The following is a 12712-nucleotide window of genomic DNA, read 5'->3' on the forward strand; positions in this document are numbered from 1 at the left end:
ACCGCCATGACCGCCGTTCCCCAGATCAAGTCCGCCGACGAGTTGAAGGGCCAGGACCCGGAATACGTCTCGGCGCTGGAGAAGATCGTGATTTCCCACGCCGTCAACGAGCTGCACGGCGCCCGGGTGTTCGACGAGCCCGCCATCGCGCTGGCGCCGACGCCCTACGCCAAGTGGCTGACCTGCCGCGTGGCGATGGAGGAGTACGGCCACCATGTCCGTTTCCGCGAACTGGGCGAGGAAATGGGCATTCCGGGCGAGAAGATGGTGCCCGAAAGCGGCAAGCGGCCGCTCTCGATCTTCGAGTTCCCGCTGGAGACCTGGGCCGAGTTCTGCGTCATCAAGCTGCTGGCCGACCTCGCCGAGATCATCCAGGTCGAGGATCTGGCCATGTGCAGCTTCCACCCGCTACGCAATCTGGCCCGCATGACCATGCCGGAGGAGCGCTTCCACGCGCAGTTCGGCAAGGACTTCACCACCGAGATGCTGCAGACCGACGAGGGCCGGGCCGAGATCCAGGACGCGATCAACCGCTACTATCCCTATCTGCCGTCCTTCTTCGGCAAGCCGGTCAGCCGCAACAACGAGATCTTCCGCAAGTGGGGGATCAAGCAGCGGACGAATCTGGAAATGCGCGACGACTACATCCGCCGCGCCACCGAGCTCTGCGAGGAACTGGGCCTGAGCCTGCCCGAGGTCGAACTGGCGGCTTGATGCGGCGGGGCTAGACGAGCCGGACCGGCACGCCGCGCTCGGCCATGTAGGCCTTGGTCTCCTGGATCGAATAGGTCCCGAAGTGGAAGATCGACGCCGCCAGCACCGCTGACGCATGGCCTTCCAGCACACCCTCGACCATGTGGTCCAGATTGCCCACGCCCCCCGAGGCGATGACCGGCACGCCGACACCGTCCGAGATCGCGCGGGTCAGCGGAATGTCGTAGCCGGTCTTGGCGCCGTCGCGGTCCATCGAGGTCAGCAGGATCTCGCCCGCGCCGCGGCGCTCCATCTCCTTCGCCCATTCGATGGCGTCCAGACCGGTGGGGTTGCGGCCGCCATGGGTGAAGATTTCCCACTTGTCCGGGCCGGTGGACTTGGCGTCGATGGCGACGGTGATGCACTGGCTGCCGAACTTCTCGGCGGCCTCCGAGACGAATTCGGGGCGGTTCACGGCGGCAGTGTTGATCGAGACCTTGTCGGCGCCGGCCAGCAGGAGCGACCGCACGTCGGCGACCTCGCGCACGCCGCCGCCGACGGTAAGCGGCATGAAGCAGCGCTCCGCGGTGCGGGCGACGACGTCCAGCAGGATGCCGCGCTTCTCGTGGCTGGCGGTGATGTCGAGAAAGCAGAGTTCGTCCGCGCCGGCAGCGTCGTACACCGTCGCCTGTTCGACCGGATCCCCCGCATCGCGCAGGTCGACGAAGTTCACGCCCTTGACCACGCGCCCGTCCTTCACGTCCAGGCAGGGGATGATACGGGCCTTAAGCACCGGCGGGTCCGCCGCCGGTGTCCCGGGCTTGACCCGGGACCCATGCCTGAGCCGTGCCGCCGCCGTCGTGGTTCCCGGAAGCGCTCCGGAATGGGCCCCGGGTCAAGCCCGGGGCGCGACTCTGGAACCTATCCATTGGCGATGTCCAGTGCCTCGGCGGGGTCGATGCGGCCGTCATAGAGCGCCCGGCCGATGATCACGCCCTCGATGCCGGTATGGGCCAGCTTCCTGAGCCGGCGGATGTCCTCGATGCCGGCGACGCCGCCCGAGGCGATCACCGGAATGGAAACCGCTTCGGCCAGCGCGGCGGTCGCTTCCGCGTTCACGCCCTGCAGGACGCCATCGCGGTCGATGTCGGTGAAGACGATGGCGGCGACACCCGCATCTTCGAAGGCCTTCGCCAGATCGTGGGCCGGCATGTCCGACTGTTCGGCCCAGCCTTCCACGGCGACCATGCCGCCGCGGGCGTCGATGCCGACCACGATGCCGCCAGGGTGATCCTTGCAGGCAGCCTTCACGGTTTCCGGATCACGCAGCGCCAGCGTGCCGAGAATGACCCGCGAGACCCCGCGTTCCAGCCAGGCGTCGATGCCCGCGCGGTCGCGGATGCCGCCGCCGAGCTGCACCGGCGCGTCGGTCGCGCCGAGCACTGCGGACACCGCGTCCGCGTTGGTCGAGCGTCCGTCGAAGGCGCCGTTCAGGTCGACCAGATGCAGCCTCCCGAAGCCGGCGGCGCGGAACTTCCGGGCCTGATCGGCGGGGTCGGGATTGAACTCGGTGGCGTCTTCCATGCGGCCCTTCAGAAGGCGAACGCACTTGCCGTCCTTCAGGTCGATCGCGGGGTAGAGATTCATGCGTCTTTCTTCTTGTTCTTCTTCGGATCGAGCGCCTTCGAATAGAAATAGCCCTTCACCGGCTTGTCATCGACGATGGCGTAGGCGTCTCGTTCGCCCCAGCGGATGTAGCCGTGCCGCTCATAGACCTGGATCGCCGCCATCTGGGTTTCGCGCACGTCCAGCTCCAGCTGCCGGAAACCCTCTTCCCGCGCGGTTTCCTCGGCCCGGTTCAGCATCTCGCGGGCGAGACCTAGACCGCGGGCGCTGGGCGCGATGAAGAAGGTGGTCAGACGTGCCATGTGCGCCTGCGCCTCGTTGTGCCGGGACGGACGCAGAAGCTGGATGGAGCCGACGATGCGACCGTCCAGCCAGCCGACATAGAGGTCGCGCTCCGGCACCAGGATGACGCCCTTCCAGTAGGCCTCCAGCACGCTGCGCCGCGGCGGCTTCAGCCAGCCGAAGCCGTTGCCGTCATGGATCGCGGCCTCCGTCGCGTTGCAGAGGTCCTGAAGATCGGCTTCCTCGATTTTCGTCAGCCGCTCGACGGAAATGCGCTGCTTCGGGTTCGTCATCCGGGCGACCAGGTCAGGAAGTTGCGGATCAGTGTCAGCCCGACATGCTGGCTCTTTTCCGGATGGAACTGGGTACCGATCATGTGGCCGTGGCCGACGGCGGCGACCACGGGGCCGCCATATTCGACCTTCGCCAGCACCTCGCCGCTCGACATGCCGGCAAAGGCGTAGGAATGGACGAAATAGGCATGCGGATCCTCGCCGAGATCCCTGAAAACCGGGTGGTCGCTCTGCACCTGAAGCTCGTTCCAGCCCATGTGCGGGATCTTGAGCGACGGGTCCGACGGCACGATCCGGTCGATGACGCCGTCGATCCAGCCGAAACCGTCATGGGTGCCGTGCTCCAGCCCCTGCCGGGCCATCAGCTGCATGCCGACACAGATGCCGAAAAAGGGGCGGGCACGCTGCTCGACGAATTCGGCCACGGCCTCCCAGAGCCCGGCAACTGCGCGCAGGCCGTCCCGGCAGTCGCCGAACGCGCCCACGCCGGGCAGCACCAGCCGCTCGGCCGCCCGCACGTCCTCGGGCCGGCCGGATACCAGCACCTTCGGCGGGCTGTCCAGGGTCGCGGCCTGACGCTCGAACGCCTTGGCGGCCGAGTGCAGGTTGCCCGACCCGTAATCCACGATCACGACGGACATGGTGTCAGAGGCTCCCGCCCAGCACGCCCTTGGTCGAGGGGATGGCGTCGGACTTCCGCGGGTCGATCTCCAGCCCCTCGCGCAGCGCGCGCGCCAGCGCCTTGAAGCAGCTCTCGACGATGTGGTGGTTGTTCTCGCCGTAGAGATTCTCGACATGCAGGGTCACGCCGCCGGCCTGGGCGAAGGCCTGGAACCATTCCTTGAACAGCTCGGTATCGAAGTCGCCCAGCTTCGGCCGGGAGAAATCCACTTTCCAGATCAGGTACGGACGGTTGGAAATGTCGAGGGCCACCCGCGTCAGCGTCTCGTCCATCGGGATCAGGGCCGAGCCGTACCGCGTGATGCCGGCGCGGTCGCCCAGTGCCTCGGAGAAGGCGGTACCGATGGCGATGCCGGTGTCCTCGGTGGTGTGGTGGAAGTCGATATGTGTGTCGCCCTTCGCACGGACGTGCAGGTCGATCAGGCTGTGCCGCGACAGCTGCTCCAGCATGTGGTCCAGAAAGCCGATCCCGGTATCGACGTCGTAGACGCCGGTGCCGTCCAGATCGAGCCGCACCTCGATTTCGGTTTCCTTGGTGCGGCGCTCGTAGCTGGCCGTGCGCATGGCCTTGACCTTTCCTTCGTGTGGAAGGCGGCTCTATAGCAGTAGTGTGACGAACCGTTCAACGAAAGGCGTTGCAAGGCGCGGCCATCGAGCCAACCTGTTGGCCCTGTCCGTGGAGTGATGTGAGGAATGGACATGAGACGATGGATTTTGCCGGCCTGCCTGCTGGCGGCGGTTGCGATCGCATCGGTGGCCGGCACGGCCCGCGCCGTCGAACGCGAGGCGGTCGTCCAGGAGCTGACTCGGCGCGCCGGCGCCGTCGGCATGAACATGCCCGAAGATGCGGACCAGAGGCCGCGGATCGAAAGCGCCGTCCTGAACTTCTACGAACGCCGCGGCTGGGAGCCGGTCTGGGTGACGCGCGGCGAGAAGGAGCAGGAGCGCCTCAGGGCTGCGATGGAAGTGCTCGAGGCCGCCGATGAAGAGGGGCTTCGCGCCGAAGATTACCAGCTGACGGTAACCGCCGAGGAACTGCCTGCCTTCCTCGAAGACGCCAACGCCGCCCAGCTCGCGGCTCTCGACGCTACCGCAACCACGCAGATCCTGGCCTATGGCCGCGATGTCGCGGTCGGCCGGCGGACGCCGCAGCGTGCGGATCCGAACGTCTTCCTGCCGGCCCGTCCTTTGGACCTGGGGGCGGTGCTGGAGCGGATGGCCGATCCGCAGGCCAATATCCGCAATGTGCTTGCCAGGCTGGCGCCGCAGCACGAGGCCTATCGCCGCCTCAAGATCGCATTGGCGGTCTGGCGCGGCCGGATCGTGGACCCGGTGCCCGAATCCGTTCCCGAGGGGGCGGCGCTGAAACCCGGCGAAACCGGACCGCGGGCCGACGCCGTGGTGGCGCGTCTGAAATACTGGCGCTGGCTGGACGCGGGTGCGGCGGCGGAAGGGCTCACGCCGACGGTTGTCGCTGCGCTGAAGGACTACCAGAAGGGCCACGGGCTGGAAGAGGACGGCATCGCCGGCAAGGCCACACAGAATGCGCTGAATGCGCCGCTTGCACAGCGTATCCGCCAGATCGAACTGGCCATGGAACGCTGGCGCTGGATGGCTGACGATCTCGGCGCCCGGCACGTGATCGTCGATATCGCCGGCTTCGAGACGATGGCGGTCCGGAACGGGAAGGTCGATCTTCGCATCCGCTCGATCGTCGGCCGCGACTACCGCATGACACCGGTGTTTTCCGATCTGATCAGCTATGTCGAGATCAACCCGACCTGGACGGTGCCGCCGAAGATCGCGGTGAAGGACCTGCTGCCGAAGATCCGGAAGGATCCGGAATTCCTCTCGAAGGGACGATATGAGGTCTGGTCCGGCTGGCAGCCTGACGCCCGGCTGGTGCCGCTGGAGAGCATCGACTGGTCGAAGGTGGGACCCGGCGCCTTCCCCTACCGGCTGCGACAGGGGCCGAGCCTGAACAATGCGCTGGGTGAAGTGAAGATCATGTTCCCCAACCGCTTCGACGTCTATCTGCACGACAGCCCGGCGCGTGAACTCTACGAGAAGCCGGTCCGGACCTTTTCCTCAGGCTGCATCCGCCTGGAGAAGCCGTTCGATCTGGTGCGCTGGCTGTTCGATGCGACGGACGGCCCGGAGCCGGAAAAGGTCGAGGAGTATCGCAACTCACGGAAGACCGTGACGCTGCCGCTGGACAGACGGATCCCTGTGCATCTGATGTATGCCACCGCCTGGCCCGCAGACAGCAGCACCGGTGTCGCCTTCCGCGAAGATGTCTACGGCCGGGACGTACTTCTCTCGAAGGCGCTCGGACTGGAATAGAAACAGGGAAACCACCGCCCGCAGCGGGACTTGATACCGCTGCCTCGAAGCCCGAACCGCGTCCCGGGATCAAGTACCGGGACTGACGGTGCGGGATATCCTAGCCCGGCTCAGCGTCCCTTGAAGTTCGGCACGCGGCGTTCGGCGGTGGCCTTCACGCCCTCGGCGAAGTCCTCGGTCTGCTTCAGGCGTTCCTGGACATCCAGCTCGTGGTCGGTGGCTTCCTTCACACGGTCGGCCAGGCCGGCGCGCAGCGTGGCGCGGGTCTCGACCACGCCCAGCGGCGAGTTCTCGGCGATCTCGGCGGCGAAGTTGATCGCCGTCTCGCGCAGCTTCTCCTGCGTCGTCAGGATATCGACCAGCCCCATCTCGTAGGCCTCGTCGCCCTTGATGCGGCGGGAGGTGTAGAACAGCATCGCCGCCTTCTGCTGGCCGACCAGCTTGGGCAGCGTGTGGGTCAGGCCGAAGCCCGGGTGGAAGCCCAGGCGGGTGAAGTTGGCCGCGAAACGCGCCTCGGGGCAGGCGACGCGGAAGTCCGGCATCACCGCGACGCCGAGGCCGCCGCCGATGGCCGCGCCCTGCACGGCGGCGATCACCGGCTTGGGCGTGCGGAACAGGCGCACCGCTTCCTGATAGAGCGAGCTGCCGCCGCGGTTCTCCAGCGGGCCGGAGCCGCCGCCCGAGAAGTCGGCGCCGGCGCAGAAGCTCTTGCCCTGGGCGCAGAGCACGATGGCGCGGCAGTCATTGTCGGCGCCCAGATCCTCGAAGGCGCTCGCCATCGAGCCGATCAGCTCGAAATCGAAGAAGTTGTGGGGCGGTCGCTGGATCTCGACGACGGCGACGTGGTTTTCGAGCGTGACGCCCAGATCCTTGTAATTGCCATAGCTGGACATGCTTCAGGTCTCCTGCAGATTGTTCAGAAACTCGATCACCGCGGCATTGAACTGCGGCGGCTGATCGACATTCGCGGCGTGGCCGGCATCGGTGATGACGACCTTCCGCGCGTTCGGGATCTTCGCGGCCATGTAGTCGGAGGCGGCGAGGAAAGGTTCGTCGCGGTCGCCGACCACGACCAGCGCGGGCACCTGGATGCCCGGCAGCGAATTGATGGCGTCGGCGCTGTTCTGGGTCAGCATGCCGTAGGCGGCGTTGCGCAGTCCCCTGAAGTTCTGCGCCTGCAGCCGGGTCTCGGCGCTGGCCGACAGGGCTTCCTCGCCCTTCTCCAGCAGGGCGTCGCCGCGCTCTCGGGCATAGACGTTCCACTTCTCGCGGGCCTCGTCGTTCTTGAAGCCCGGTCCGGTGTCGATCAGCAGGATCGCGCGGATGCGGTCCGCATGCTTCAGATTGTAGGCCAGCGTCATGTAGCCGCCGAGCGACATGCCGCCGATCACCGCCTTGTCGGCGTCCGCCACGTCCAGCAGCGCATCGATATCGGCGACGGTCAGATCGGCGGAGTATTTTGCTTCGTCATCCGGCGAGTCGCTCTGGCCATGGCCGCGCATCGACCAGGTGATCACCCGGTAGCCGGCCTCGACCAGTGCCGGCACGTTGTCCCGCCACATCGCCGCCGAGGCGCTGTAGCCGTGCGTCAGCAGCACGGTCGGGCCCTCACCCTCGATCTCGTAATGGATGGTTACGCCATCCCGGTCCAGTACCGGCATCGCTCGCTCCCCTCGTCTCTCTCCCGCGCCTACGATGCGCGGCGCGGCGTGGCTTTGCAACTGCCCGGCGGCGCAGGTCAGGTGCCCCAGCGCGGCTCCAGCCAGGCGGCGATGCCGTCGACCGACCTGCGTGCGATCTCAAGCCGCGGCCAGAACCAGTGCCAGACATGCGGCACGCGGTCTTCCATCTCCAGCGTGACGTCGACGCCTTCGGCCTTCGCCTTGTCCGCCAGCCGCAGGGCATCGAAGCGCAGCGCCTCGTCACTGCTGGCCTGGATCAACAGGGGTGGCAGGCCGGCCATGCGCGCATGGATGGGCGAGGCGCCCGGATCGTTTGCCGGTGCGCCGCCGAGATAGGCGTTCGCGTATTCGCGGATATCCTTGAAGTCGACCATCGGGTCCGTCTCTGCCGCCTTCTCCATTTCGGATCCCGGTTCGCAGAGCAGATCGACCCAGGGCGACAGGCAGACGCCAGCCACCGGCGAACCAAGACCTTCGTCGCGGATACGGCAGAGCGTGGCGGCCGTCAGCCCGCCGCCGGCGCTGTCGCCGGCCACGGCGATCTGCAACCCGCCCTTTGCCGCAAGCCACTTGTAGGCGGCGACCGCATCGTCCAGCGCAGCCGGGTAGGGATGTTCGGGCGCCAGCCGGTAGTCCAGCACCAGCGCGTTTGCCTTTGCCTGCTTGCCGATCAGCGCGGCGAGGTGGCGGTGGGAGCGTGACGAGCCGATGCCGTATCCGCCGCCATGCAGGTAGAGCACTGTCCGGCCGCCCGTGCTGCCGTCGATTTCCAGCCAGTCGCCGGTCAGGTCGCCGTCCCGCCACGCTTCCACGGTCACCCCGTCGGGCAGCGGAAAGGCCTTCTCGGCCCGGTCGTAGAGATCGCGCCGCTCGGCCAGCGAGACCGTGTGCGCGGGCGGTTGTTTCGCCAGAAAGGCGAGCAGGTCGTCGAGTTCACTCATGCGGTTGTCCTCCCCAGGTTCCGCGGTTCATCGTTTCGGTGTCAGCCGGCCAGCGCGCGTTTCAGCGCGGCGAGGCGGCAGACCCACATCAGGCGGCTCAGCGTGGCGCCGGGCGCGAAGGTCTCGGACGCGTGGAAGGCGCCGGGCCAGAGATGGAATTCGGTCGGCACGCCCGCTGAGACCAGCCGCCCGGCGAAAGCGATGTTCTCGTCGCGGAACAGGTCCTCCGTGCCGACATCCAGATAGGTCGGCGGCAGGCCGGCCAGGTTCTCCATGCGCGCCGGAGCGGCGTAGCCGTCGGCCGGCTTGCCGCCCAGATACCAGCCCCAGGCCTCGATATTGCCCGCGCGGTCCCAGACGCCGAGATCGGTGATCTCGTGGCTGGATGGCGTCTCGTTGCGGTCGTCGATCATCGGATAGAAGGGCATCTGGAAGCCGACCGCCGGTCCGCCGCGGTCGCGCGCGACCAGCGATGTCGCGATGGTCAGGCCGCCGCCGGCGCTGCCGCCGACGATGGCGAGGCCGCCCGGCCGGATGCCGAGATCGCCGCGGTTCGCCGCCGTCCACGCCAGCGCGGCGTAGCAGTCCTCGACCGCGGCCGGATACGGGTTTTCCGGTGCGAGACGGTAGTCGACCGAGACGAAGGTGGCGCCGGTCTCGTCGCACATTCGGATCACCGACAGTTCGCCCATGGACAGATCGCCCATGATCATGCCGCCGCCATGGATGTAGAGCACGCCGGGCGCCGGGCTCGGCGCGCCAACCTTGCGGTAGAGGCGGACGGCGACGTCGGGTGCGCCCTCGGGGCCGGGTATCGTCCGGTCCTCGATCGTGACGTTCGGGTTCGGCTCGATATGGGCGGTCATCGCCGCCATCGTGTCCTGCAGCTTCTTCCGCCGCGGCACGATCTCGGCGACCGCGTTCAGCCCGCCGGGCATGGCGTCCAAAAGGACCTTCAGCCCTTCCTGCAACTCGGGATCGAGCCTGTCATATGTGCTCATGGTTTCTCCTCCCCATCTTGTCTTCCCTCCCCCTTGAGGGGGAGGGTCAGGGTGGGGGTGAAACGGCGAAGCCGAATTGGCCTTCGGCCATACCCCCCAATCGACTGCTTCGCAGCCACTTCCCCCTCAAGGGGGGAAGCAAATACGCTCAGCCTGCCCCTTGTCCTCTCAGACCTTGTTCCTCGGCACCTCCCGGAACGGCCGGTCGGTATCGTTGCGCGGTTCCTTCGGCATCTTCAGGACGCGCTCGGAAATGATGTTCTTCTGGATCTCGTCGGTGCCGCCGGCGATGGAAATGGCCGGCGTCGAGACCAGGATCTCGGCGATCACGCCGCCCATCGGGCTGTCCTCTCCCGTCAGCATGGCGTCGGCGCCGGAGATCATGGTGTGCACGTGGTTGGCGGCGCGGGCGACGTTGGAGGCTGCCAGCTTGCCCAGCGAGCCTTCCGGGCCCTGCGGGCGGCCCTGTTCCTGCGCGGCGCGGGCGCGGCGGGCGGTCCATTCCGCCGACTTGGCCAGACACAGCAGTTTGGCGATCTCCTGCCGGACGACGGGATCGTCATAGCGGCCGGTCTCCTTCGCCCGCTGGATGACGAGGTCCACCCGGCCCATCCTCTGCGGATACCAGGTGTAGGGCGCCATCATGTGCGCGACTTCCTCGCGCTCCTCGTCATAGATGCGGCCCTGCCGGTCGGAGCCGGTATCGAAGCGTCGAAGGCCGTCGGCGCTGCGGCGCTCGTGCATCAGCGTCGTGGTGGCGATCTTCCAGCCCTCGCCGAGTTCCCCGACCTGGTATTCCGGGTCGATCTCGGCGTCGGTGAAGAAAACCTGGTTGAAGCTGGCGTGGCCGTTCATCTGCTTGAGCTGGTGCACCGAGACGCCGGGCTGGCGCATGTCGAGCAGGAAGTAACTCATGCCGTTGTGCTTGGGCACGTCCCAGTCGGTCCGCGCCAGCAGCAGGCCGTAGTCCGCGTGATGGGCGCTGGTGGTCCAGACCTTCTGGCCGTTGACGATCCACTTGCCGTCTTTCAGGTCGGCGCGGGTGATGGCGCCGGCGAGGTCGGAGCCGCTGCCCGGTTCGCTGAAGAGCTGGCACCAGGTGTGCTCGCCGGTCAGGATCGGCTTCAGGAATTCGGCTTTCTGGGCCTGATTGCCGTGGGTCAGGATGGTCGCCGCAGCCAGCATGCGGATGCCGGTGCGCGCGACGCCGACCGCGCCGATGCGGTCGAACTCCGCCTGCACGATCGAGGCCTGCGGGTCCGAGAGGTTCCGACCGTACCATTCCACCGGCCAGGTCGGCACGCCCCAGCCCGACTCGGTCAGCTTCGTCCGCCATTCGACCAGCGTCAGGTCGGTGTCCCAGCTGGCTTCCAGCCATTCGCGGACGGCGCTGCGGATTTCGGCGTCGGTCCTGCCGCTCCAGTCTTCCATCGTCCGTCCTCCCTCAGGCCGCCCAGTTCTGCAGCATCAGTTCGCGGTGATATCCGGAGCTGCCCAGCATCACTTCCGAACTCTTGGCGCGCTTGAACCAGAGGTGGGTGTCGTTGTCCCAGGTGAAGCCGATGCCGCCATAAATCTGGATGGTGTGGATGGCGGTCTGCATGTAGGCATCGGCGACGCTGGCCTTGGCCAGATGGGCGACGGCGGGGAAATCCGGGCTGTCGGCCGCGGCGGCCTGCGCGGCCTGATAGGCGGCGGCCTTGGCCAGTTCGACGTCGTGCAGCATGTCGGCCTGCTTGTGCTTCATGGTCTGGAACGACGCGATCTGGCGACCGAACTGCACGCGCATCATGGCGTAGTCGAGGGCGGACTCGCGCAGCATCTCCGCGCCCCCGGCCATCTCGCTGGCCAGACAGGTGGCCGCCTGCAGCAGGGTCCGCCGCAGCGGTTCCGCCGCCGCGCCTTCGCGGCCGAGCAACTGGCCCTTCACGTTGTTGAAGCCGATCATCGCCTGCTTGCGGGTCGGGTCCATGACCTTCAGCGGCGTGCGGGTCAGGCCCTCGGCGTTCGTGTCGACCGTGAAGAGCGACAGGCCGCCATCGCCCTGGCTGCCGGTCCGGCGCGCCGCGACGATCAGCAGGTCCGCCGTCGCCCCGTCGACGACGAAGCTCTTCACGCCGTCGAGGCGGTAGCCGTCATCTTCCTCGGTGGCCGTCACCGTGATGCCGCCGGTATCCCAGCGTCCGGACGGCTCGGCCAGCGCCAGCGCGGCGCGGGCGTCGCCGCTCGCGATCCTCGGCAGCATGGCGTTCTTCTGTGCCTCGGTGCCCGCGTTCAGGATCGCATTCGCCGCCAGTCCGATGGAGGAGAAGAAGGGGGCGCAGACCAGCCGCCGGCCCATCTCCTCGAAAACCATGGCCAGCTCGACGAAGCCGAAGCCCTGACCGCCATGTTCCTCGGGGATGGCGATGCCGGTCAGGCCGAGTTCCTGGCTGATCCGCCGCCAGCCGGTCTCGTCGAAGCCCTCTTCGGTCGCCATCAGCCGCCGGACCTCGGTCGCTGGCGACAGCTCCTCGAAGAAGCGCCGGAGCACCGTCCGGAACTCGAGCTGTTCCTCGGTGAATGCGTAGTTCATGCCGTCCTCCCCTGGCGCGCAGCATAGGCTGCGCCGCCGCGAGACGAAAACGGCGTTCTTGGAATGTCAGCCAGCAGTGCGTGCGGGACGGGTAGCCGATACCGCGCGTTGCTTCTCGCGGCCCTTGAGCTTCGGCCGCCAGACGCCGAGCACGATGTTCGCGATCGACAGCGCCATGATCGCCCAGAGCGTGTGCCACTCGTAGCGGATCACGGTCTCCAGCAGCGCGGCGTTGTCCTGGCCGGCTGCCATCTCCGCCGAGATCGAGGCTGCCGAGTCCGCCAGTGAGCCGACGATGGCCAGCACGCCCTTGAACATCAGAATGCCGCCGGCCGCCTTGATCCAGGCCCAGCGCTTGTTCATGAACGGCTTGTGGACCGCCATGGACAGCAGACCGGTGACCAGCGCCAGCCCCAGAGACGGCAGCAGGACGTAGTTGGAGATGGCGGCGATGGAGACCCTGAGATCGGCATAGGCCGCCGGCGTGTCCTGCGGCGCGACGACCAGCAGGATCATGTAGACGGCCAGCCCGCCCACCAGACCGCAGGACGCGATCGAGTGCAGGATCTTCAGGGTCTTTCGTCCGGCCTGCATG

General features: G+C 67.3%; 14 protein-coding genes. 2 read left to right on the forward strand and 12 right to left on the reverse strand.

The window, feature by feature from the left end; translation table 11 throughout:
* Window positions 1–6: 6 nt before the first annotated feature.
* Window positions 7–714 (forward strand): Phenylacetic acid catabolic protein, encoded by a 708-nt coding sequence (locus tag ACMVY4_RS07490; RefSeq protein WP_416899542.1) that lies wholly within the window; start codon window positions 7–9, stop codon window positions 712–714.
* 10 nt (window positions 715–724) lie between these two features.
* On the opposite strand, the gene hisF is transcribed toward ACMVY4_RS07490, so the two are convergent.
* From hisF to hisB, 5 genes are all read right to left on the reverse strand, one after another.
* Window positions 725–1486, reverse strand: coding sequence for an imidazole glycerol phosphate synthase subunit HisF (gene hisF / locus ACMVY4_RS07495; protein WP_416899543.1), 762 nt, complete (start codon window positions 1484–1486; stop codon window positions 725–727).
* 128 nt (window positions 1487–1614) lie between these two features.
* Entirely contained in the window at window positions 1615–2340 is a 726-nt protein-coding gene (gene hisA, locus ACMVY4_RS07500; protein WP_416899544.1) for a 1-(5-phosphoribosyl)-5-[(5-phosphoribosylamino)methylideneamino]imidazole-4-carboxamide isomerase, read from the reverse strand.
* Window positions 2337–2894, reverse strand: a complete 558-nt coding sequence (locus tag ACMVY4_RS07505; protein WP_416899545.1) for a GNAT family N-acetyltransferase — start codon at window positions 2892–2894, stop codon at window positions 2337–2339. The genes hisA and ACMVY4_RS07505 overlap by 4 nt, the downstream gene beginning before the upstream one ends.
* Entirely contained in the window at window positions 2891–3535 is a 645-nt protein-coding gene (hisH, locus tag ACMVY4_RS07510) for an imidazole glycerol phosphate synthase subunit HisH (RefSeq protein ID WP_416899546.1), read from the reverse strand. Before hisH ends, ACMVY4_RS07505 begins: the two co-directional genes overlap by 4 nt.
* 4 nt (window positions 3536–3539) lie before the next feature.
* On the reverse strand, window positions 3540–4139 hold the full coding sequence (gene hisB, locus ACMVY4_RS07515) for an imidazoleglycerol-phosphate dehydratase HisB (protein ID WP_416899547.1): 600 nt from the start codon (window positions 4137–4139) through the stop codon (window positions 3540–3542).
* Window positions 4140–4274: 135 nt separating this feature from the next.
* Between hisB and ACMVY4_RS07520 the strand changes: the two genes are divergently transcribed.
* Window positions 4275–5918 carry a L,D-transpeptidase family protein gene (locus ACMVY4_RS07520; RefSeq protein WP_416899548.1) on the forward strand — a complete coding sequence of 548 codons (1644 nt, stop codon included), beginning with the start codon at window positions 4275–4277 and terminating at the stop codon, window positions 5916–5918.
* 110 nt (window positions 5919–6028) lie between these two features.
* Here ACMVY4_RS07520 and ACMVY4_RS07525 read toward each other — a convergent pair whose 3' ends face one another.
* From ACMVY4_RS07525 to ACMVY4_RS07555, 7 genes are all read right to left on the reverse strand, one after another.
* A complete protein-coding gene (locus ACMVY4_RS07525) occupies window positions 6029–6811 on the reverse strand; it encodes an enoyl-CoA hydratase/isomerase family protein (RefSeq protein ID WP_416899549.1) in 783 nt (260 codons plus the stop codon).
* Between the two features lie 3 nt (window positions 6812–6814).
* Complete coding sequence (locus ACMVY4_RS07530; RefSeq protein ID WP_416899550.1) at window positions 6815–7579, reverse strand: alpha/beta fold hydrolase; 765 nt, start codon at window positions 7577–7579, stop codon at window positions 6815–6817.
* Between the two features lie 77 nt (window positions 7580–7656).
* On the reverse strand, window positions 7657–8541 hold the full coding sequence (locus tag ACMVY4_RS07535; RefSeq protein ID WP_416899551.1) for an alpha/beta hydrolase: 885 nt from the start codon (window positions 8539–8541) through the stop codon (window positions 7657–7659).
* A gap of 41 nt (window positions 8542–8582) precedes the next feature.
* Window positions 8583–9542, reverse strand: a complete 960-nt coding sequence (locus ACMVY4_RS07540; protein WP_416899552.1) for an alpha/beta hydrolase — start codon at window positions 9540–9542, stop codon at window positions 8583–8585.
* Window positions 9543–9710: 168 nt separating this feature from the next.
* Entirely contained in the window at window positions 9711–10973 is a 1263-nt protein-coding gene (locus ACMVY4_RS07545; protein ID WP_416899553.1) for an acyl-CoA dehydrogenase family protein, read from the reverse strand.
* Window positions 10974–10986: 13 nt separating this feature from the next.
* Window positions 10987–12117: an acyl-CoA dehydrogenase family protein gene (locus ACMVY4_RS07550; protein ID WP_416899554.1), complete on the reverse strand. Its 1131-nt coding sequence runs from the start codon at window positions 12115–12117 to the stop codon at window positions 10987–10989.
* A gap of 66 nt (window positions 12118–12183) precedes the next feature.
* Complete coding sequence (locus ACMVY4_RS07555; RefSeq protein WP_416899555.1) at window positions 12184–12711, reverse strand: hypothetical protein; 528 nt, start codon at window positions 12709–12711, stop codon at window positions 12184–12186.
* Between the last annotated feature and the right edge of the window lies 1 nt (window position 12712).

This window comes from Minwuia sp. (assembly GCF_048007105.1).
Classification (GTDB): Bacteria; Pseudomonadota; Alphaproteobacteria; order Minwuiales; family Minwuiaceae; genus Minwuia.